Raw genomic sequence first — 21,223 nt, forward strand, 5'->3', positions numbered from 1 at the left:
TGTGACGGTCTGGAAAAAGCCCATTGTTTCAACGGGTACACCGACCTGAGAGCGCTGAGGCGTGGTTCTGTGAACGGCGTGTCAGGTTTTTTTGGGGGGGCGCCGAAACCCAAGCCAAAACGCGTCATGCGATTCTTGGCGGTCGTGCCCTGCGAGACGGGATCGCATGGATATGGTTGGTGCCGGATTCCGCGTCGTGAAAGCACCGTGTTGTGGAGGCGTACAGACCGCGCGGTCGCGTGCGGTGTGCCGTTCGGGGCGTCCAAAGAAACGAGGCTGGCAATTTTGTCAGGTTGAGCGTGTTCTGGGTCTTGATTTCGCCCATGGCTTGGAATACCCGTCATCCCGGCGATAGGGGTATAGCTCAGTTGGTAGAGCGACGGTCTCCAAAACCGTAGGTCCCGGGTTCGAGTCCCTGTGCCCCTGCCACTTCCTTTCACGTTCGGTTAGATGCATCGCGCGCTGCGCGTGTGCAGACTGACGACCGAGCCAAAAAGGCCGCCCGAAGGCGACCCTTGGTGGTGACGACAGCGCGTCAGTTGTTGACGAGCGCTTCGATCTGTTGGGTTTTGTCACTGCGGGACATACCGCTATAGGCAACGCTAAGGGCGATGTTCAGATCGTTCTGGGTCAGCCCGGACAAATCGGCCGTAGCGACGTAGCCGCGCAGAATGTTGGCCTGACCGGCAGTGACCGACGCCTGCGTTGCCGCGTCCATGTCTGCGCCGCCCAGAATGTTTTGAACCTGCCGTTTGATCGTACCTTCAGACCCGCCGCTATACGTCACGGCCAAAGCCGTTTCTGCCTGTGCTTGACTGAGGCTGCTGACATCGACATCCGGTGCATATTGCTGAATCCGCGACAGTTCGGCAGCGCTGATCATCAGCGTGCCCATGTTCATCGAGGTGTTTGCCGCAAGGGCGCGCAGCTGTCCGGTTTTTTCCCCGTGAGACATGCCAGAGGTCACGATCCCATATGCGATGGTGTAGTCGCGCGCAGAGAAACCGGATGTGTCGATGCCCGAGTTAAAACCATCCACCTGCTGCATCTGTGCGTCGGTGGCGGCGAAACTTGCGGTGCCAAGGGTGGTGGCAAGTGCGGTTGCAATCAGTATGCGTGTCATTGTGGTATCCTTTCTTCCCAAAACCGGTCCAGACCTTTGTGCTGTTGGCGGGGTATCCCGCCGCCGGCTCTTGGGGACAAACAGGCTGGAGACGGGATTGTTCCTGCAAGCGTTTGAAAAGATAGCCACATATTTGTGAAAGGCGTCACTGGAACCGATGTGCAGCCCAAGAGATCGCGCGCGCTCTATCTCCTTACGGTGTGCCCAAAGCTGCGATCTGCATCTGATTTTAAGCATTTGATCGTGCATTGCTTGAATTCGGGTGCTGGCTTCGCTAAGTGCGAACGAGCACATATGCAAAGTGAGATCGACCCCATGGCAACGACCAATCCGCTTCAGTTCATTCAGCAGGTTCGCGCTGAGGTGTCGAAGATCGTCTGGCCGACCCGCCGCGAGGTTTTGCTGACCACGGTGATGGTGTTCATCATGGCCGCGTTGACGGCAGTGTTCTTTGCGCTGGTCGATATTTTGATCCGCAGCGGTTTGCAGGGAATACTCAACCTGTTTGGCTAAACATTGTCTGCCCTTGAAAAGCGCAGGCGAAGGCGATAGTTGACCGCCTGAGACGGAATGAGGCGTGCATCGATTCGAGTTGCACGCCGCTTTTTTATTCCGGAGCGGGCGTGGCGACAGGCCTGACAGCAGAAATCAGACGGCGTCTCAGCCGCACGGAAAAAAGGTTTGCGACCAGATGGCGAAGCGGTGGTATTCGGTCAGTGTTCTCTCGAATTTCGAGAAGAAAATCGCAGAGCAGATCCTCCAGACGGTCGAAGAAAAAGGCCTTCAGGATCAGATCGACGAAGTTCTTGTGCCGACTGAAGAAGTGATCGAAATCCGCCGTGGCAAGAAGGTGACCGCAGAGCGTCGCTTTATGCCGGGCTACGTGCTGGTGCGGATGGAAATGTCGGATGAGGGCTATCACCTCATCAATTCGATCAATCGTGTGACCGGGTTTCTGGGGCCGCAGGGCCGCCCGATGCCGATGCGCGATGCCGAAGTGCAGGCCATTCTGGGCCGTGTGGCTGAGGGCGAAGAAACTCCGCGCACGCTTATCCATTTCGAAATTGGCGAGAAGGTCAAGGTCAACGAAGGTCCGTTCGAAGATTTCGATGGCATGATCGAAGAGGTCGACGACGACAACCAGCGCCTCAAGGTGTCGGTTGTGATCTTTGGCCGGGAAACCCCGGTCGAGTTGGAATACACGCAGGTCACCAAGCAATAGGGACCAGCGCGGGTGGGCAGGATTGCCCGCCGTTTGAGATATGTCGGGCGACCGGCATGGGGTGGGCGTGGTCCCACCCAGAGAGTGGGAGGCGCGCGCATCGCGATGTGCAGACCGGACCACACAACATGAGTGACCTTGGGACGCGTTCCTTGGTCGTTGGAAAAGGAGAGGCCAGATGGCCAAGAAACTTGTTGGCAAGATGAAGTTGCAGATCCCCGCGGGTCAAGCCAACCCAAGCCCCCCCGTGGGCCCGGCGTTGGGCCAGCGCGGCATCAACATCATGGAATTCTGCAAGGCGTTCAACGCCAAGACGCAGGATATGGAGCAGGGCGCGCCATGCCCCACAGAGATTGTCTATTACCAAGACAAATCCTTCACCATGGAAATCAAGACGCCGCCTGCGTCCTATTACCTCAAGAAGGCCGCTGGGCTGAAGCCCGTGGGCAAGCGGAACCGTCCGCGTGGCGCCGAGAATCCCGGTCGTGAGACCGTGGCGACCGTGACCGCAGCACAGGTGCGCGAGATCGCGGAAGCCAAGATGAAAGACCTCAATGCGAATGACATTGAAGGTGCAATGCAGATTATCCTGGGCTCTGCGAAGTCCATGGGCATCGAGGTGAAGTAAGATGGCGAAACTTGGAAAACGCACCCGCTCCGCCCGCGAAGCCTTTGTCGGAAAAGAGGATATGACCGTTGAAGCTGCGGTTGCTCTGATCAAGGCGAATTCGAACGTCAAGTTCGACGAAACGCTGGAAATCGCGATGAACCTTGGCGTCGATCCGCGTCACGCAGACCAGATGGTCCGTGGTGTTGTCGGATTGCCGAACGGCACCGGAAAAACCGTGCGGGTTGCGGTGTTTGCCCGTGGCCCCAAGGCGGATGAAGCAACGGCCGCCGGTGCGGATATCGTTGGCGCAGAAGATCTGATGGAAGCCGTCCAAAGCGGTAAAATCGACTTTGATCGCTGCATCGCTACACCCGACATGATGCCGATCGTCGGCCGTCTGGGCAAAGTGCTTGGCCCGCGTAACCTGATGCCGAACCCCAAGGTTGGCACGGTCACGATGGACGTCAAGCAGGCTGTCGAAGACGCCAAGGGCGGTCAGGTTCAGTTCAAGGCTGAAAAAGCCGGCGTTGTTCACGCTGGGATTGGCAAGATCTCGTTTGACGACGCCAAGCTGGTCGAAAACGTGAAAGCGTTTGTTGACGCGGTTGCCAAGGCAAAGCCGTCGGGCTCCAAGGGCACCTATATGAAGAAGATCGCGCTGTCTTCGACCATGGGTCCGGGCGTGTCGATCTCTGTGGATGACGCAGCTGGCCACTAAGGCCTCGCGCTTCAAGTTTACAAAGCGGCGTCCCTCGGGGCGCCGTTTTTTTTTGGCAAATTTTTTGAAGGAAACGGAACACCATGCCGCGCCAAAGCGGACATATTTCGGGCTGATTTTCAGAAGAGTGTGAAACAGACGTTCACCATATGGAACCTAGCTATGTCACTCACTGCTGATGCGCCGCGCGCAAACTTTGGTCTTTTGGGGTTTTTCTTTGGTGTGGGCGCATTGCTTGCCGCTGCGATGTTGACCTCGGGTGTGTTCATGCCGGAACCCCAGCAAAGCGTTGGAACATCCATTGGTGAAATTGCGCGTGATATCAGGGCTGCGGCAAACGGCATATTCAGTGAGACAGTTGAAGCACCTGCCGCAGCATCAGAGCCTGCGCCGTTCGATCCAACGAAGCTATTGTCGATCGTCACGCCGATTTTTGCGGCCATTGCAGTTGTGCTTGGTGGTGCCAGCCTGTTTCGGCACGAGCCGACATCGCTTCCGAAGCTTGCAATTGGTTTCGGTATTGGCGCCATCGTGATGCAGTTCGTGTTTTGGTTGGCCCTTGTGATCTGCGGGACAATGGTCCTTGTGGCGATCCTTTCCAAAATGGAAAGCATCTTCGATATCTGAAGGCCCGAAGAAAGAAGCGTTTTGCGTTCCACGATGCCCGTGATATCGTCACATTCGTAGATTTAAGCGAAACCATGCAGATTTGCAGGCCGCAGGGCTTGGCAAATCGTTTTGCGCGTAATACTCCCACCCATGCAGAGCGCCGCGCGATTCGTCCCGCGGTGTTTTGTATTACGTCCGAGACGGTGGGTTGTGACATGGGTTGCAATAATTCCTGCCCGAGGCGGGAACAGACCGACATGCCAAGGCTCAGACTGTTGAGTGCGAGGCGGGTTTGGGACCGCAGACCGCGGACCAAAGCCGCCGGAGCGATCCGGTACCACTGAGCCGGGGGGTCCGCCTCCCAAACTGGAGTACACCTGTGGATAGAGCCCAAAAAGAGAAAGTGGTCGAAGAACTCGGCCAAATCTTCGAAAGCTCTGGCGTCGTTGTGGTAGCCCACTACGAAGGTCTCACAGTTGCCGAGATGCAGGATCTGCGGGGGCGCGCACGCGCCGCTGGCAGTTCCGTACGTGTCGCTAAGAACCGTTTGGCCAAGATTGCCCTTGATGGAAAGCCTTGCGCAAGCATTGCGAACTATCTGACGGGCATGACGGTTCTCACCTATTCCGAAGACCCTGTGGCAGCCGCCAAAGTGTCTGAAGACTTTGCCAAGGAGAACAAGAAGTTCGAAATCCTTGGCGGGGCCATGGGCGAGAACGCACTTGACCGGGCCGGTGTTGAAGCCGTGTCGAAGATGCCGTCGCGCGAGGAGCTTATTGCTACCATCGCTGGAATGATCGGCGCACCTGCTTCCAACATCGCAGGCGCAATTGGCGCACCAGCATCGAACATTGCGTCCATTCTCTCGACCATCGAAGAGAAAGCGGCGTAAGGCAACTGACGAAAACCTCGTAGGGTTGCAAACCCTGACGTTGGAACACATTTAGATAGGAAAGTCACAATGGCTGATCTGAAAAAACTGGCAGAAGAGATCGTTGGTCTGACGCTGCTTGAAGCACAAGAACTGAAAACAATCCTCAAAGACGAGTACGGCATCGAGCCCGCAGCTGGCGGCGCAGTGATGATGGCGGGCCCGGCTGACGCAGGCGCCGGCGCTGCTGCTGAAGAGCAGACAGAATTCGACGTCATCCTGAAGTCGGCAGGCGCATCCAAGATCAACGTGATCAAGGAAGTTCGCGGCATCACCGGTCTGGGCCTCAAAGAAGCCAAGGACCTGGTCGAAGCAGGCGGCAAAGCTGTCAAAGAGCAGGTTTCCAAGGACGAAGCCGAAGACATCAAAGCCAAGCTGGAAGCAGCTGGCGCGGAAGTCGAGCTCAAGTAATCGACTGGTGCGTGCACGCGCGCATCAACCGAAAAGCACAGGCTGGGTGTGGAATTTCCACGCCCGGCCAAGCCTGTCTTAGAGAGGCCCTTTGACGCAAAAGGGCTTTTCTTGGACAGGACCCAAGGATCGGGAGGTGTGCGGTGGGACGCATGCCGGGAATTGATCGGGTTTTGTTGTCTCTATTGGGCAGACCGCCGGGGCCCGACGGCGTGACGCGCAGCTGAGAATGAAAAGGTGATATCGACCATGGCGCAAAGCTATCTTGGCCAGAAACGTCTTCGTAAATACTACGGAAAAATCCGCGAAGTTCTGGAGATGCCGAACCTCATTGAGGTTCAGAAATCCTCCTACGATCTTTTCTTGAAATCCGGCGACCAGCCTGTTCCGCTTGACGGCGAAGGCATCAAAGGCGTTTTCCAGTCGGTTTTTCCGATCAAGGATTTCAACGAAACCAGCGTGCTGGAATTTGTCAGCTATGAGCTGGAAAAGCCGAAATACGATGTCGAGGAATGCCAGCAGCGCGACATGACCTACGCCGCACCTCTCAAGGTGAAGCTGCGTCTGATCGTGTTCGATATGGATGAAGACACAGGCGCGAAGTCGGTCAAGGACATCAAGGAACAAGACGTGTTCATGGGCGACATGCCTTTGATGACGCCGAACGGCACGTTTGTCGTGAACGGCACGGAACGCGTGATCGTGTCCCAGATGCACCGCTCGCCGGGCGTGTTTTTTGATCACGACAAGGGAAAGACACACAGCTCGGGCAAGTTGCTGTTTGCCTGCCGCATCATCCCGTATCGCGGGTCGTGGCTCGATTTTGAATTTGATGCTAAAGACCTTGTGTTCTCGCGCATCGACCGTCGCCGCAAATTGCCGGTGACAACACTTCTGTATTCTCTTGGTCTTGACCAGGAAGACATTATGGACGCGTATTACAATACGGTCCCCTACACTCTGCGCAAAGGCGAAGGCTGGGAAACCAAGTTCTTCCCCGAGCGCGTGCGCGGAACCCGCCCGACCTTTGATCTGGTCGATGCTGCCACCGGCGAAGTGTTCGCCGAAGCGAGCAAGAAAATTACGCCGCGCGCTGTCAAGAAGATCATCGACGAGGGCAAGATCACTGATCTGCTGCTTCCGTTTGATCAGATTGTTGGCAAGTTTGTGGCCAAGGACATCATCAACGAAGACACTGGCGCGATTTACGTCGAAGCCGGGGATGAGCTGACATGGACCGTCGACAAAGACGGTGCCGTGACAGGTGGCACGTTGAAAGAGCTGGTGGATGCCGGCGTGACCGAGATTCCCGTTCTCGACATCGACAACATCACCGTTGGCCCGTACATGCGCAACACCATGGCGGCGGACAAGAACATGAACCGCGAAACTGCGCTCATGGACATCTACCGCGTCATGCGCCCAGGCGAGCCGCCCACCGTTGAGGCCGCCTCGGCGCTGTTTGAGACGTTGTTCTTTGATGGCGAGCGTTATGACCTGTCGGCTGTTGGCCGCGTGAAGATGAACATGCGTCTGGCGCTGGACAAGCCCGACACGCAACGCACGCTGGACCGCGAAGATATCGTGGCTTGCGTCAAGGCGCTGGTCGAACTGCGCGACGGGCGCGGCGACATCGACGACATCGACCACCTTGGCAACCGCCGCGTGCGGTCTGTTGGTGAATTGATGGAAAACCAGTACCGTGTTGGCCTTCTGCGGATGGAACGCGCGATCAAGGAACGCATGTCGTCTGTTGAGATCGACACCGTCATGCCGCAAGACCTGATCAACGCGAAACCTGCGGCGGCGGCTGTGCGCGAATTCTTCGGCTCTTCGCAGCTGTCGCAGTTCATGGACCAAACCAACCCGCTTTCGGAAGTGACGCACAAGCGTCGTCTGTCGGCGCTTGGACCGGGCGGTCTGACCCGCGAACGTGCTGGCTTTGAAGTGCGCGACGTGCACGCGACCCATTACGGTCGTATGTGCCCGATTGAAACGCCGGAAGGCCCGAACATCGGTCTGATCAACTCTCTGGCGACGTTTGCCCGTGTGAACAAATACGGCTTTATTGAAACACCCTACCGCCGTGTTGAAAACGGTCGGGTGACCGATGACGTACAGTATATGTCCGCCACCGAAGAGCAGCGTCACACCGTGGCGCAGGCCAACGCGACGCTGGACGCCGAAGGCCGTTTCGTGAACGAGTTTGTGAACACCCGCCAGTCGGGTGAATACACGCTTGCGCCGAATGAAAGCGTTGACCTGATCGACGTATCACCCAAGCAGTTGGTCTCGGTTGCGGCCTCGCTTATCCCGTTCCTTGAAAACGACGACGCAAACCGCGCCCTTATGGGATCGAACATGCAACGTCAGGCGGTTCCTACCCTTCGCTCCGAGGCGCCGCTGGTCGGCACCGGGATCGAAGGCGTGGTTGCGCGCGATTCAGGTGCGGCCATCATGGCGAAACGCGCTGGCGTGATCGACCAGGTGGACGCTACCCGTATCGTTGTGCGGGCGACCGAAGATCTTGAACTGGGCGATGCGGGTGTGGACATCTACCGTCTGCGCAAGTTCCAGCGTTCGAACCAGAACACCTGTATCAACCAGCGTCCGCTGGTGAATGTGGGTGACACGGTCGGCAAAGGCGAAGTGATCGCGGACGGCCCATCAACCGATCTGGGGGAACTGGCGCTTGGCAAGAACGTGGTCGTCGCGTTCATGCCGTGGAATGGCTACAACTACGAAGACTCGATCCTGATCTCCGAACGGATTGCACGGGATGACGTGTTCACCTCGATCCATATCGAAGAATTCGAAGTCGCCGCGCGTGACACGAAGCTTGGGCCGGAAGAGATCACACGCGACATTCCGAACGTCGGCGAAGAAGCGCTGCGCAACCTCGACGAGGCGGGCATCGTGTATATCGGCGCGGATGTGGAACCGGGCGATATTCTGGTCGGCAAGATCACACCAAAGGGCGAAAGCCCGATGACGCCGGAAGAGAAACTTCTCCGTGCCATCTTTGGTGAGAAAGCATCGGACGTGCGCGACACCTCGCTGCGTGTGAAGCCGGGTGATTTTGGCACGGTCGTCGAAGTGCGCGTCTTCAACCGTCACGGCGTCGAAAAAGACGAACGTGCGTTGCAGATCGAGCGGGAAGAAGTCGAACGTCTGGCCCGTGACCGGGACGACGAATTGGCCATTCTTGACCGCAACATCTATGCGCGTCTCAAGGACATGATCTTTGGCAAGATGGCCGTCAAAGGCCCCAAAGGTGTGAAGCCGAACAGCCAGATCACCGAAGAGCTTTTGGACAGCCTGACCCGTGGTCAGTGGTGGCAGCTTGCTCTGGAAGATGAAGATGATGCCAAGATCGTCGAAGCCCTGAACGAGCAGTACGAGGCGCAGAAGCGTGCCTTGGATGCGCGTTTCGAGGACAAGGTCGAAAAGGTCCGTCGTGGCGACGATCTGCCTCCGGGCGTGATGAAGATGGTCAAAGTGTTCGTGGCGGTGAAGCGCAAGCTGCAACCGGGCGACAAGATGGCCGGTCGTCACGGCAACAAGGGTGTGATCTCGAAAGTCGTGCCGATGGAGGACATGCCGTTCCTCGCGGATGGCACTCCTGTCGATTTCTGTCTCAACCCGCTGGGCGTGCCGTCGCGCATGAACGTTGGTCAGATTCTGGAAACCCATATGGGCTGGGCCGCGCGCGGTCTGGGGATCAAGATCGACGAAGCTTTGCAGGATTACCGTCGCTCCGGCGATCTGACCCCTGTGCGCGAAGCGATGCGGATTGCTTACGGCGATGATGTCTACGAAGAAGGCATCAAGGACATGGATGAGACGCAACTGGTAACAGCGGCGGGGAACGTGACCAATGGTGTGCCGATTGCAACGCCGGTCTTTGACGGCGCGAAAGAGGCGGACGTCAATGACTCGTTGATCCGTGCTGGTTTCGACACGTCGGGTCAGTCGATCCTGTTCGATGGCCGCTCCGGTGAGCAGTTCGCGCGGTCGGTGACTGTGGGTGTGAAGTACCTGCTCAAGCTGCACCACCTTGTGGACGACAAAATCCACGCGCGTTCGACAGGTCCGTACTCGCTCGTCACCCAGCAGCCGCTGGGCGGTAAGGCGCAGTTCGGTGGCCAGCGCTTTGGTGAAATGGAGGTCTGGGCGCTCGAAGCGTACGGTGCCGCCTACACCTTGCAGGAAATGTTGACCGTAAAGTCGGACGATGTGGCTGGCCGGACCAAGGTCTACGAGTCGATCGTCAAGGGCGAGGACAACTTTGAGGCAGGCATTCCCGAGAGCTTTAACGTTCTCGTCAAGGAAGTGCGCGGCCTCGGCCTGAATATGGAACTCCTGGATGCGGAGGAGGATGAGTGAGCCGAATGGTGGGCTGAAGCCCACCCTACGCAAACTCTGTAGGCCGGGCATCTGTCCGGCCAACTCCGAAACTTCCCTTTCAAGGATTTGAAAATGAACCAGGAACTGACCAACAACCCGTTCAACCCCGTCACACCGCCAAAGGTGTTCGACGAGATCAAAGTTTCGCTCGCATCGCCCGAGCGGATTTTGTCGTGGTCCTTCGGTGAGATCAAGAAGCCCGAAACCATCAACTACCGCACGTTCAAGCCCGAGCGTGACGGCCTGTTCTGCGCGCGTATCTTTGGCCCGATCAAGGATTACGAATGCCTGTGCGGCAAGTACAAGCGCATGAAGTATCGCGGCGTTGTCTGCGAAAAATGTGGTGTGGAAGTCACGCTGCAAAAGGTGCGCCGCGAACGCATGGGCCATATCGAACTGGCCGCGCCCTGCGCCCATATCTGGTTTTTGAAGTCGCTGCCGTCGCGCATCGGCCTGATGCTGGACATGACGCTGCGCGATCTGGAGCGTATCCTCTACTTTGAAAACTACGTCGTGATCGAGCCGGGTCTGACCGACCTGACCTACGGCCAGTTGATGACCGAAGAAGAGTTCATGGACGCGCAGGATGCCTATGGTATGGACGCGTTCACCGCCAATATCGGTGCCGAAGCGATCCGCGAAATGCTGGCCAATATCGACCTTGAATCCGAGGCCGATACCCTGCGTGCGGACCTCAAGGAAGCAACGGGCGAGCTGAAACCCAAGAAGATCATCAAGCGCCTCAAGGTGGTTGAATCCTTCCTGGAATCCGGCAACCGCCCGGAATGGATGGTGATGACGGTTATCCCGGTCATCCCACCGGAACTGCGCCCGCTGGTGCCGCTGGACGGGGGCCGCTTTGCGACGTCCGACCTCAACGACCTGTATCGCCGGGTGATCAACCGGAACAACCGCCTCAAGCGCCTGATCGAATTGCGCGCGCCGGATATCATCGTCCGCAACGAAAAGCGGATGTTGCAGGAATCGGTGGATGCGCTGTTCGACAACGGCCGTCGTGGTCGGGTCATCACGGGTGCCAACAAGCGTCCGCTGAAATCGCTCTCGGACATGCTCAAGGGCAAGCAGGGTCGTTTCCGTCAGAACCTTTTGGGCAAGCGCGTCGACTTCTCGGGTCGTTCGGTTATCGTGACCGGGCCAGAACTCAAGCTGCACCAGTGCGGCTTGCCCAAGAAGATGGCGCTCGAACTGTTCAAGCCGTTCATCTATTCGCGTCTAGAAGCGAAAGGTCTGTCTTCCACCGTCAAGCAGGCCAAGAAGCTGGTCGAAAAGGAACGTCCCGAGGTTTGGGATATCCTGGACGAAGTGATCCGTGAACACCCGGTTCTTCTGAACCGTGCGCCGACGCTGCACCGTCTTGGGATTCAGGCGTTTGAACCGGTTCTGATCGAAGGCAAGGCGATCCAGCTTCACCCGCTGGTCTGTTCGGCCTTCAACGCCGACTTTGACGGCGACCAGATGGCCGTGCACGTACCTCTTTCGCTTGAGGCACAGTTGGAAGCCCGTGTCCTGATGATGTCGACCAACAACGTTCTGTCGCCCGCAAACGGCGCACCGATCATTGTTCCCTCGCAGGATATGATCCTTGGTCTGTATTACGTGTCGATTGCGCGCAATGGCATGAAAGGTGAGGGCATGAAGTTCGCCTCCATCGAAGAGGTCGAACACGCGCTCAACGCCGGCGAAGTGCACCTGCACACCAATATCGAATGCCGGGTCAAGCAGATCGACGACGAAGGCAACGAGATCATCAAGCGCTATGAGACCACACCCGGTCGCGTCCGTCTTGGTGCGCTTTTGCCGCTCAACGCCAAAGCGCCGTTTGATCTTGTCAACACGCTGCTGCGCAAGAAAGACGTGCAGAAGGTCATTGATACGGTCTACCGGTATTGCGGTCAGAAAGAGTCCGTTATCTTCTGTGATCAGATCATGACCATGGGCTTTAAAGAAGCGTTCAAGGCGGGCATTTCGTTCGGCAAGGACGACATGGTGATCCCGGATACCAAATGGCCGCTCGTTGAAGAAACCCGCGATCAGGTTAAGGATTTCGAACAGCAGTACATGGACGGCCTGATCACTCAGGGCGAAAAGTACAACAAGGTGGTCGATGCCTGGTCGAAGTGTAACGACAAGGTCACCGAGGCCATGATGTCCACCATCTCGGCTGAAAAGTACGACGAAAACGGCGCCACCATGGAACCGAACTCGGTCTATATGATGGCGCACTCCGGTGCCCGTGGCTCGGTCACGCAGATGAAACAGCTGGGCGGGATGCGCGGCCTGATGGCGAAGCCGAATGGCGACATCATCGAGACGCCGATCATCTCGAACTTTAAGGAAGGCTTGACCGTTCTTGAGTATTTCAACTCGACACACGGTGCCCGTAAGGGTCTGTCGGACACGGCCTTGAAGACTGCGAACTCAGGTTACCTGACTCGTCGTCTTGTGGACGTGGCGCAGGACTGCATCGTGCGTATGCATGATTGCGGCACGGACCGGGCGATCACCGCGCAAGCGGCGGTCAATGACGGTGAAGTCGTGGCGTCTTTGGCAGAGCGTATCCTTGGCCGCGTTACGGCGGATGATATCCTCAAGCCGGGCACCGAAGAGGTGATCCTGCGCGCAGGTCAGCTGATCGACGAACGTATGGCCGACACCATCGAAGAGGCGGGCGTTGCCACGATGCGCATCCGGTCGCCGCTGACATGTGAAGCCGAAGAAGGCGTCTGCGCCATGTGTTACGGGCGTGACCTTGCTCGGGGTACGATGGTCAACACCGGTGAAGCGGTGGGCATCATCGCGGCGCAATCCATCGGGGAACCGGGCACACAGCTGACGATGCGGACATTCCACATCGGCGGTGTTGCGCAAGGTGGTCAGCAGTCGTTCCAGGAAGCAAGCCAGGAAGGCAAAGTCGAATTTGACAACGCCTCCACGCTGGAAAACTCGGTGGACGACACGCTGGTTATGGGCCGCAACATGAAGCTCCGTATCATGGACGAACATGGTGTCGAACGGGCCAGCCACAAGCTGGGCTACGGCACCAAGGTGTTCGTCAAGGCGGGCGACATGGTCAAGCGCGGCGACAAGCTGTTCGAATGGGATCCCTACACCCTGCCGATCATCGCCGAGAAGGATGGTATCGCCAAGCATGTGGACCTCGTGGCTGGTATCGCCGTGCGTGACGAAACCGACGATGCGACGGGTATGACCCAGAAGATCGTGGTTGACTGGCGTACAGCGCCGAAGGGCAATGAGCTGAAACCCGAGATCATTCTGATGGGTGAAGACGGAGAGCCGCTGCGCAACGATGCGGGCAATCCGATCACCTATCCGATGTCCGTGGATGCGGTTCTGTCGGTCGAAGACGGTCAGGATGTCAGAGCCGGGGACGTGGTTGCACGTATTCCGCGTGAAGGCGCCAAGACCAAGGACATCACCGGTGGTTTGCCGCGCGTGGCTGAACTCTTTGAGGCACGTCGCCCCAAGGACAACGCCATCATCGCGGAAATCGACGGCTATGTCCGCTTTGGCAAGGACTACAAGAACAAGCGTCGGATCACGATCGAACCTGCGGACGACAGCATGGAACCGGTCGAGTACATGGTGCCCAAGGGCAAGCACATCCCGGTGGTTGAAGGCGACTTCATCCAGAAGGGTGACTACATCATGGACGGTAACCCGGCGCCGCATGACATCCTGTCCATCATGGGTGTCGAAGCGTTGGCGAACTACATGATCGACGAAGTTCAGGACGTCTACCGCCTGCAAGGTGTGAAGATTAACGACAAACACGTTGAAGTCATCGTGCGTCAGATGTTGCAGAAGTGGGAAATCCTCGACAGTGGCGATACCACGCTGCTCAAGGGCGAACATGTGGACAAGGCCGAATTCGATCTCGCCAATGAAAAGGCCGAGAAGAAGAATGGCCGCCGTGCACAGGGCGAACCGATCCTGCTGGGCATCACCAAGGCGTCCTTGCAGACCCGGTCGTTTATCTCGGCAGCGTCGTTCCAGGAAACCACGCGTGTGCTGACCGAAGCGTCGGTTCAGGGCAAGGTCGACAAGCTTGTTGGTCTGAAAGAGAACGTCATCGTGGGTCGTCTGATCCCGGCGGGCACCGGTGGGGCAACCCAGAAGATGCGTCGCGTGGCGCAGGACCGCGACAATGTCGTGATCGAAGCGCGCCGCGAAGAGGCCGAGGCCGCCGCTGCATTGGCAGCACCCGCGCCTATGGACGATGTGATCGGTGGAGACGAGTTCGACAACATCATCGTGGACACACCGGAAAGCCGCGAATAAGCGCAGCTTTTTACCAAACGATAAAAAAACCCCCGCGCCAGTCGCGGGGGTTTTTGTTTGTGGAGGGCTGTATGTTTGAAACTGCGCAGGCGCGCGGTTCACAGCATGTGTCCAATGTGGGAAAGACCCTGGCTGTTTATGCCGGATTGGGGCGCAGACCGCCGATCTCGCGCTGGGATATGCGCGCAGCCACCAAAAGCGCGATCACCCAGCCGCTTGAGACGGACACAGCGATACCAAGCCAGACACCCCAGACATCAAAGCCAAGCACCGCGATAAACACCCAGATGAAGAAGGCCACGCCAAAACCTTGGCGGTAGATGCTGATCCAGAGCGTATAGATGGGCTGTTTGAGCGCTTGCAGCAGAGAGTTGATCGAAAAGAGCATCATGTAGATCGGGAACAGAAACCCATCGACCAGCAAATAGCTTGCCCCCACCGCGATCACATCGGGGTCGGACGTGAAGGGGCGCATTGCGTATTGGCCGCCGAACCACAGGATCGGCATGGCGATGGCGGACATGACAAAGCCGATTTTCCAACAAAAGAACAGCGCCTCACGGACCCGGTCATATTCCTTGGCGCCAAAGTTTTGCCCGGCGATGGGCAGCAATGCGCCTGTCATGCCAAGCACGGGAAGCAGCAGAATTTGTTCGATCCGCAACGCCACACCGTAGGCGGCAATGGCATGTTCGCCAAATTCCTTGAGGGCGAATTGCACCACAAAGCCCGACACGAACATCACCATCAGCGCCGTGCTGGCCGGCAATAGCTGTGCCGTGATCTCTTTGAACACGCCGAGGTCGGGGGCAAATTCGCTTTGTTTGACGTTTTGCATCGTGTTGAGTCCGAAGATGCGCGTCATCAGAAAGACCATGACGCCCGTTTGGCTGATCACCGTGGCCAAAGCGATGCCGTTAAAGCCCATACCGTCCCAAAGGCCGGGAATGCCCCACATCAGCAAAGGGTTGAGGCCGATGTTGACAAAAAACGCCGCCATGAGCGCGCGCTGCATGGACCGACTGTCGCCATGGGCTTGCAGGATGCCATTGCCGCCATAGGCGAGAAGAAAGCCAGGCAGGGCAAGGATCAGGAATCGGAAATAGCCGTTTGCCGCGTCCCTGTATCCGCCGGGTTCAGAGACCAGCGCGATCAGACGGGGGCCTGTCCAAAGCCCTATGAGCATCAGGCAGAGCGTGACAATCGCGCCGTAGGTCAGGCCTTGGGCTGCAATGCGCCGTGTCTGGGCTGCATTCTTTGCGCCCTTGGCGTTGCTGACCAGCGCGCTGAGCGCGGACCCAAGGCCAAAGCCGATGGCCATGAGGATAAAGAACGCCTGATAGCCAATGGCCAGACCCGCCTGCGCCTCGGTCGAAAGCTTGCCTGCGTAGAACACGTCGACCACATTATACAGAGTGGCGAACAACATGCCGAAGGCGGCAGGGATGGCGAGGGCCTTGAAATGCGTGAGCATGGTCCCGGTGGTCAGGTCGTCATTCAGAGGTTGGGCCACTTGGGTTCCTGACATTTCAAAGGGGTTGGGTCGGCGAAATCACCATTTCGCCCTACACCCTATCCCCGGTGCCGCAAAGGTCTTTGCTGTGCGCTACTGCACAGTGGGTCTTTTCGCTTGGCGTGTGGATCAGCGCGCTGCTATGGCACAGGCATGGTTCAGCTTTCCGACAACATGCGCGGTGCGCTTTTGATGTGCGTCTCTATGGCGGCGTTTACCTTTGGGGACGCGTCGATCAAGGCGACGGGTGGGGATTTGCCGCTGTCGCAATTGCTGGTGATCCGGGGCGTGCTTGCCTCGGCTGCGCTTGTTGCAATGGCGCTGTATTTCCGGGGCTTGCAGCTGCGCTTGCCCGCGCAGGATTGGGCGTTGATCCTTGCGCGCGGGATTGCCGAGGCAAGCGCGGCGTACTTCTTTCTAACCGCGCTTTTGGCGATGCCACTGGCCAATGTTACCGCGCTTTTACAGATGTTGCCGCTGACCGTGACGCTGGGCGGTGCGCTTGTGTTCCGCGAGGCTGTGGGATGGCGGCGGTGGTCCGCCATTATCGTGGGGTTCATGGGCATGCTGCTGATCGTGCGTCCGGGCACCGAAGGGTTCACGTCGGCGTCGGTCTATGCGCTATGTGCGGTGGCGGCGGTTACGGTGCGTGATCTGGTCACGCGGCGTGTGTCCAAGGTGGTGCCGTCGCTGACAGTGACGGTGGTGTCGTCTGTGATTGTCACGCTGTTTGCGGGTATCTGGTCGATCGAGCAGGAGTGGGTGGCCCTGACACCGCGCCTGACGGTTCTGGTGCTGATGGCGACGTCATTTGTGATCTGCGCTTACCTGTGCAGTGTGATGGTCATGCGCGTGGGTGAGGTAAGCTTTGTGGCACCTTTCCGCTATACTGGATTGGTCTGGGCGCTGATCCTTGGTTTTTTCGTGTTTGGTGAATGGCCGGCACCGCTCACCCTGATTGGGGCGGCGATCATCGTGGGGACGGGGGTGTTCAGTCTTTTGCGCGAGGCGCGGCTGAAGCGGCGGGCGCGAATGCCCGTTGTACCGCGTCAGCCGTAAGCGCGAACCTGCGGCGCAGCATGTCGATATTCTCAAGCGTCGGTGCGTGGAAATCTGGGTTGGGCACTTTGGGTTTTTGACGGGAATCGTTGTGCGCGTGATGTGCGCGCAGGAACATCGGTGGGTCAGTAAAAGTTACGGTGGGCATAAAGCGGTTGATGCGGCTGTGGGCAAAGTTCATCTGACTTTGCTTGACACCGCCCTGAACTGTCACCGCTTGCGCGACGCCCAGATAGGGGGTCACTGTCTCGGCCATCTCGAATGGGTGTCTTGTGGACGGGCACAGGGTATAGCCCCGGTTCCAGTCGAACCCGACCAGTCGGTTGCCCAAGACCAGACCTTCGCAATCCGACACTGCCTTGCGCAGCTTTGCGACGAAATCCACCGCCAACGCATCGTCGTCATCATGGCGCACTTGAATGCAGGGCTGGTTGATGTGTTTGCGTGCCGCGTTAAGCACGGTCTGGCACACCTGACGGTGCGGGGCCGGGTCACGGGCGATGATGCGGGCCTGTGGCATCGGGCCAAGCAGCGCTTGCAGCCGTGCAAGATACGGGTCCGGGATGCAGGTGCCCACCAGCACGACCAGATCAAAATCAGGGTCAGTCTGCGCCATCAGCCCCGGCAGGCAGAAATGCTCGAACAGGGCAAACCGGCTTTCCATTCTGTCGGGCGCATAGAGAGAGGAGCGGCGGTCTTCGACCGAGCTGTGATCTACTTGAAAACCGCCTTCGGCAGGGTAGGAAAAACGGCAAAAAAGAATGGTCTGCATGACGATTGCCCCTGTGTCGCGCTGGCGGTTCGTGTAGGGTGACCTTGCCTCGGCAACGCCCTGCACACAAGCATTGGGGCGCTGTTGACAAGCTTTCCGACTCTCCATATACGCGCGTTTAATTCGACAGGGCCCGCGCCCAATTTGTCGATTTGCAGAACTGGAGCGGTCAAGATCCGGGCGCATGCCTCGATCCTCTGGAAATCCACCGCATCGCTTCCGATAGGGGAAGCGGATGCGGTCTTTTGCGTCGTTCCGAAAGGAAAGGCGGGACTTTAATCGGTGTCGTGGACGCGCGATGCTTGAATGGGAAACCGCACGGGGATTGCCTCGTGCACCACATATGTGAGCTACACGGGGAAAGAACCGGAATGCCAACGATCCAACAGCTGATCCGCAAGCCGCGGCAGCCGAAAATCAAACGCTCGAAGTCGCAGCACCTTGAGCAGTGCCCGCAAAAACGAGGCGTTTGCACACGCGTCTACACAACCACTCCGAAAAAGCCGAACTCGGCGATGCGGAAAGTGGCCAAGGTGCGTCTGACCAACGGTTATGAAGTCATCAGCTACATTCCGGGTGAGAGCCACAACCTTCAGGAGCACTCCGTGGTCCTGATCCGTGGTGGTCGTGTAAAAGACCTTCCCGGTGTGCGCTATCACATCCTGCGTGGTGTTCTGGATACCCAGGGCGTCAAGGACCGGAAACAGCGCCGTTCGAAATATGGCGCGAAGCGTCCGAAGTAAGAGGAATTACAGATGTCTCGTCGTCACGCCGCAGAAAAACGCGAAGTCCTGCCCGATGCCAAGTATGGCGACCGGGTTCTGACTAAATTCATGAACAACCTGATGATCGACGGCAAAAAGTCGGTCGCAGAACGCATCGTCTACAGCGCGCTGGAACGCGTCGAAGGCAAGGTAAAGCGCGCGCCAGTGGAAATCTTCCACGAGGCGTTGGACAATATCAAGCCGTCGGTCGAAGTCCGCTCGCGCCGCGTTGGTGGTGCAACCTATCAGGTGCCGGTCGAAGTTCGCCCGGAGCGTCGTGAAGCGCTGGCCATCCGCTGGTTGATCAATGCCAGCCGTGCCCGCAACGAAAACACCATGGAAGAGCGTCTTGCCGCTGAACTTCTGGATGCCGTCAACTCTCGTGGTTCGGCCGTGAAGAAGCGTGAAGATACTCACAAGATGGCCGACGCAAACAAAGCGTTCAGCCACTACCGCTGGTAACAGGAGCCAACGAAATGGCACGTGAATACCCCCTTGAGCGCTACCGTAACTTCGGGATCATGGCGCATATCGATGCAGGCAAGACAACCTGTTCCGAGCGTATTCTGTTCTACACTGGCAAGTCGCACAACATTGGCGAAGTGCACGATGGCGCTGCAACCATGGACTGGATGGAGCAGGAACAGGAGCGTGGCATCACGATCACGTCCGCTGCCACCACCACGTTCTGGGAGCGTACAGAGGACGGCGTGTCGCCGGATTCCGAAAAGCACCGCCTGAACATCATCGACACCCCCGGTCACGTGGACTTCACCATCGAAGTCGAACGTTCGCTTGCGGTTCTCGATGGAGCCGTTTGTGTTCTTGACGCCAACGCTGGTGTTGAGCCGCAGACTGAAACCGTTTGGCGTCAGGCCGACCGGTACAAGGTTCCGCGCATGGTGTTTGTCAACAAGATGGACAAGATCGGCGCTGACTTCTTCAACTGTGTTGCAATGATTGAAGACCGTACCGGTGCAAAAGCTGTGCCGGTTGCTATTCCGATCGGTGCCGAAACCGAGCTGGAAGGTCTGCTTGATCTCGTGACCATGGAAGAGTGGCTGTGGCAAGGTGAGGATCTGGGCGCGTCCTGGATCAAGGCACCTATCCGCGACAGCCTCAAAGACATGGCCAACGAATGGCGCGCCAAGATGATCGAAGCCGCCGTCGAAATGGACGACGACGCGATGGAGGCGTATCTGATGGACGCCGCCGAGCCTGACGTGCCGACCCTGCGCGCTTTGCTGCGCAAGGGCACGTTGTCGCTGTCCTTCGTACCGGTTCTTGGCGGTTCTGCGTTCAAGAACAAAGGCGTTCAGCCCTTGCTTAATGCTGTGATCGACTATCTGCCGAGCCCGCTCGACGTTGTTGACTACATGGGCTTCAAGCCGGGTGATGAAACCGAAACACGCAACATCCCGCGTCGCGCGGATGACAACATGGCGTTCTCGGGCCTCGCGTTCAAAATCATGAACGACCCGTTTGTTGGTTCGCTGACCTTCGTACGCATCTATTCGGGTACCCTGTCCAAGGGCGACTCCATGATCAACTCGACCAAAGGTCATGGTGAGCGTGTTGGCCGGATGATGATGATGCACTCGAACAACCGTGATGAAATCACCGAAGCATTCGCGGGTGACATTATCGCGTTGGGCGGCCTCAAGAACACCACAACCGGTGATACGCTTTGCGACAAGGCAGACCCGGTGGTTCTGGAAACGATGACGTTCCCCGATCCGGTGATCGAGATTGCAGTTGAGCCGAAGACCAAGGGCGACCAGGAAAAGATGTCCCAGGGCCTCGCGCGTCTGGCGGCCGAAGATCCGTCCTTCCGTGTGGAAACTGACATTGAATCTGGTCAGACCATCATGAAGGGCATGGGCGAACTTCACCTCGACATCCTCGTGGATCGTCTCAAGCGTGAATTCAAGGTCGAGGCCAATATCGGTGCACCGCAGGTGGCCTACCGCGAGACCATTGGTCACGAGGTCGAGCACACCTACACCCACAAGAAACAATCGGGTGGTTCGGGTCAGTTCGCCGAAGTGAAGCTGATCATCTCACCGACGGTTCCGGGCGAAGGCTATTCCTTCGAATCCAAAATTGTTGGTGGTGCGGTGCCTAAGGAATACATTCCGGGCGTCGAAAAGGGCATCAAGTCGGTCATGGACTCCGGTCCGCTGGCGGGCTTTCCTGTGATCGACTTCAAGGTCGCTTTGATCGACGGTAAGTTCCACGATGTGGACTCCAGCGTTCTGGCCTTTGAAATCGCGGCTCGTATGGGCATGCGCGAAGGCATGAAAAAGGCCGGAGCCAAGCTTTTGGAACCGATCATGAAGGTCGAAGTTGTGACGCCGGAAGACTATACCGGTGGCATCATCGGCGACCTGACATCGCGTCGTGGTCAGGTGACCGGTCAGGAACCGCGCGGCAACGCCGTTGCGATTGCTGCCATGGTGCCGCTTGCCAACATGTTCGGCTACATCAACACGCTGCGCTCCATGTCTTCGGGCCGCGCGCAGTTCACGATGCAGTTCGATCACTACGATCCGGTTCCGCAGAACATCTCGGACGAGATTCAGTCGAAATACGCATAACCCGCGGTGCGTGGGAAACCACGCACCCTACCAACCCTGTAGGGTGTGTGCCCAAGCACGCACCGTGAGAAAAGAAAAAGGAGCTTTGCAATGGGCAAGGAAAAGTTTGAGCGCGGTAAGCCGCACTGCAACATTGGCACGATTGGTCACGTTGACCACGGCAAGAC

The 21,223-nt window shown here is 57.8% G+C and carries 16 protein-coding genes, 1 tRNA gene and 1 pseudogene; 15 read left to right on the forward strand and 3 right to left on the reverse strand.

The genetic code is table 11. The annotated features are described in order from the left end of the window. Positions 1-353: 353 nt before the first annotated feature. Positions 354-429 (forward strand) — tRNA-Trp (locus tag ACSHXH_RS18260). Between the two features lie 106 nt (positions 430-535). Here the strand turns inward: ACSHXH_RS18260 and ACSHXH_RS18265 are convergent. Next, positions 536-1,123, reverse strand: a complete 588-nt coding sequence (locus ACSHXH_RS18265) for a hypothetical protein (RefSeq protein ID WP_435673237.1) — start codon at positions 1,121-1,123, stop codon at positions 536-538. Between the two features lie 315 nt (positions 1,124-1,438). On the opposite strand from ACSHXH_RS18265, the gene secE reads away from it, so the two are divergent. The 9 genes from secE to rpoC all read left to right on the forward strand — a co-directional run bounded on the left by secE (position 1,439) and on the right by rpoC (position 14,351). Further along, the gene (gene secE, locus ACSHXH_RS18270; protein WP_435673238.1) at positions 1,439-1,636 is read left to right on the forward strand and encodes a preprotein translocase subunit SecE; all 198 of its coding nucleotides are present in this window, start codon (positions 1,439-1,441) and stop codon (positions 1,634-1,636) included. A 178-nt stretch (positions 1,637-1,814) separates the two neighbouring features. Further along, positions 1,815-2,345: a transcription termination/antitermination protein NusG gene (nusG, locus tag ACSHXH_RS18275; protein ID WP_435673239.1), complete on the forward strand. Its 531-nt coding sequence runs from the start codon at positions 1,815-1,817 to the stop codon at positions 2,343-2,345. A 178-nt stretch (positions 2,346-2,523) separates the two neighbouring features. After that, on the forward strand, positions 2,524-2,973 hold the full coding sequence (rplK, locus tag ACSHXH_RS18280; RefSeq protein ID WP_435673240.1) for a 50S ribosomal protein L11: 450 nt from the start codon (positions 2,524-2,526) through the stop codon (positions 2,971-2,973). Between the two features lies 1 nt (position 2,974). Then, complete coding sequence (rplA, locus tag ACSHXH_RS18285) at positions 2,975-3,673, forward strand: 50S ribosomal protein L1 (RefSeq protein WP_435673241.1); 699 nt, start codon at positions 2,975-2,977, stop codon at positions 3,671-3,673. 162 nt (positions 3,674-3,835) lie between these two features. Next, positions 3,836-4,300 (forward strand): hypothetical protein, encoded by a 465-nt coding sequence (locus ACSHXH_RS18290; RefSeq protein WP_435673242.1) that lies wholly within the window; start codon positions 3,836-3,838, stop codon positions 4,298-4,300. Positions 4,301-4,661: 361 nt separating this feature from the next. After that, the gene (rplJ, locus tag ACSHXH_RS18295) at positions 4,662-5,174 is read left to right on the forward strand and encodes a 50S ribosomal protein L10 (RefSeq protein WP_435673243.1); all 513 of its coding nucleotides are present in this window, start codon (positions 4,662-4,664) and stop codon (positions 5,172-5,174) included. A 69-nt stretch (positions 5,175-5,243) separates the two neighbouring features. Further along, positions 5,244-5,624 carry a 50S ribosomal protein L7/L12 gene (gene rplL / locus ACSHXH_RS18300; RefSeq protein ID WP_435673244.1) on the forward strand — a complete coding sequence of 127 codons (381 nt, stop codon included), beginning with the start codon at positions 5,244-5,246 and terminating at the stop codon, positions 5,622-5,624. Between the two features lie 249 nt (positions 5,625-5,873). Then, positions 5,874-10,010: a DNA-directed RNA polymerase subunit beta gene (gene rpoB / locus ACSHXH_RS18305; protein ID WP_435673245.1), complete on the forward strand. Its 4,137-nt coding sequence runs from the start codon at positions 5,874-5,876 to the stop codon at positions 10,008-10,010. 93 nt (positions 10,011-10,103) lie between these two features. Further along, positions 10,104-14,351: a DNA-directed RNA polymerase subunit beta' gene (gene rpoC / locus ACSHXH_RS18310; protein WP_435673246.1), complete on the forward strand. Its 4,248-nt coding sequence runs from the start codon at positions 10,104-10,106 to the stop codon at positions 14,349-14,351. Between the two features lie 136 nt (positions 14,352-14,487). Here rpoC and ACSHXH_RS18315 read toward each other — a convergent pair whose 3' ends face one another. Continuing rightward, on the reverse strand, positions 14,488-15,864 hold the full coding sequence (locus ACSHXH_RS18315) for an MATE family efflux transporter (protein WP_435673247.1): 1,377 nt from the start codon (positions 15,862-15,864) through the stop codon (positions 14,488-14,490). Positions 15,865-16,017: 153 nt separating this feature from the next. On the opposite strand from ACSHXH_RS18315, the gene ACSHXH_RS18320 reads away from it, so the two are divergent. Beyond that, positions 16,018-16,923 carry a DMT family transporter gene (locus ACSHXH_RS18320; protein ID WP_435673248.1) on the forward strand — a complete coding sequence of 302 codons (906 nt, stop codon included), beginning with the start codon at positions 16,018-16,020 and terminating at the stop codon, positions 16,921-16,923. Here ACSHXH_RS18320 and ACSHXH_RS18325 read toward each other — a convergent pair. Next, entirely contained in the window at positions 16,856-17,695 is an 840-nt protein-coding gene (locus ACSHXH_RS18325) for a putative rhamnosyl transferase (RefSeq protein WP_435673249.1), read from the reverse strand. The two genes, ACSHXH_RS18320 and ACSHXH_RS18325, sit on opposite strands and share 68 nt — an antisense overlap. A gap of 371 nt (positions 17,696-18,066) precedes the next feature. Between ACSHXH_RS18325 and rpsL the strand changes: the two genes are divergently transcribed. From rpsL to ACSHXH_RS18345, 4 genes and pseudogenes are all read left to right on the forward strand, one after another. Beyond that, complete coding sequence (rpsL, locus tag ACSHXH_RS18330) at positions 18,067-18,438, forward strand: 30S ribosomal protein S12 (RefSeq protein WP_054000841.1); 372 nt, start codon at positions 18,067-18,069, stop codon at positions 18,436-18,438. 12 nt (positions 18,439-18,450) lie between these two features. Next, on the forward strand, positions 18,451-18,921 hold the full coding sequence (rpsG, locus tag ACSHXH_RS18335) for a 30S ribosomal protein S7 (protein ID WP_435673250.1): 471 nt from the start codon (positions 18,451-18,453) through the stop codon (positions 18,919-18,921). Positions 18,922-18,935: 14 nt separating this feature from the next. After that, the gene (gene fusA, locus ACSHXH_RS18340) at positions 18,936-21,056 is read left to right on the forward strand and encodes an elongation factor G (protein ID WP_435673251.1); all 2,121 of its coding nucleotides are present in this window, start codon (positions 18,936-18,938) and stop codon (positions 21,054-21,056) included. A gap of 90 nt (positions 21,057-21,146) precedes the next feature. Beyond that, a pseudogene (locus ACSHXH_RS18345) lies at positions 21,147-21,223 on the forward strand (GTP-binding protein); the annotation flags it as partial.

This window comes from Marivita sp. (assembly GCF_051251565.1).
Classification (GTDB): Bacteria; Pseudomonadota; Alphaproteobacteria; order Rhodobacterales; family Rhodobacteraceae; genus Marivita.

Excerpts from the sequence above, each read along its gene's own strand:
- ACSHXH_RS18265 (WP_435673237.1), bottom strand. The coding sequence starts at position 1,123 with ATGACACGCATACTGATTGCAACCGCACTTGCCACCACCCTTGGCACC.
- secE (WP_435673238.1), top strand. The coding sequence starts at position 1,439 with ATGGCAACGACCAATCCGCTTCAGTTCATTCAGCAGGTTCGCGCTGAG.
- nusG (WP_435673239.1), top strand. The coding sequence starts at position 1,815 with ATGGCGAAGCGGTGGTATTCGGTCAGTGTTCTCTCGAATTTCGAGAAG.
- rplK (WP_435673240.1), top strand. The coding sequence starts at position 2,524 with ATGGCCAAGAAACTTGTTGGCAAGATGAAGTTGCAGATCCCCGCGGGT.
- rplA (WP_435673241.1), top strand. The coding sequence starts at position 2,975 with ATGGCGAAACTTGGAAAACGCACCCGCTCCGCCCGCGAAGCCTTTGTC.
- ACSHXH_RS18290 (WP_435673242.1), top strand. The coding sequence starts at position 3,836 with ATGTCACTCACTGCTGATGCGCCGCGCGCAAACTTTGGTCTTTTGGGG.
- rplL (WP_435673244.1), top strand. The coding sequence starts at position 5,244 with ATGGCTGATCTGAAAAAACTGGCAGAAGAGATCGTTGGTCTGACGCTG.
- rpoB (WP_435673245.1), top strand. The coding sequence starts at position 5,874 with ATGGCGCAAAGCTATCTTGGCCAGAAACGTCTTCGTAAATACTACGGA.
- rpoC (WP_435673246.1), top strand. The coding sequence starts at position 10,104 with ATGAACCAGGAACTGACCAACAACCCGTTCAACCCCGTCACACCGCCA.
- ACSHXH_RS18320 (WP_435673248.1), top strand. The coding sequence starts at position 16,018 with ATGGTTCAGCTTTCCGACAACATGCGCGGTGCGCTTTTGATGTGCGTC.
- ACSHXH_RS18325 (WP_435673249.1), bottom strand. The coding sequence starts at position 17,695 with ATGCAGACCATTCTTTTTTGCCGTTTTTCCTACCCTGCCGAAGGCGGT.
- rpsL (WP_054000841.1), top strand. The coding sequence starts at position 18,067 with ATGCCAACGATCCAACAGCTGATCCGCAAGCCGCGGCAGCCGAAAATC.
- rpsG (WP_435673250.1), top strand. The coding sequence starts at position 18,451 with ATGTCTCGTCGTCACGCCGCAGAAAAACGCGAAGTCCTGCCCGATGCC.
- fusA (WP_435673251.1), top strand. The coding sequence starts at position 18,936 with ATGGCACGTGAATACCCCCTTGAGCGCTACCGTAACTTCGGGATCATG.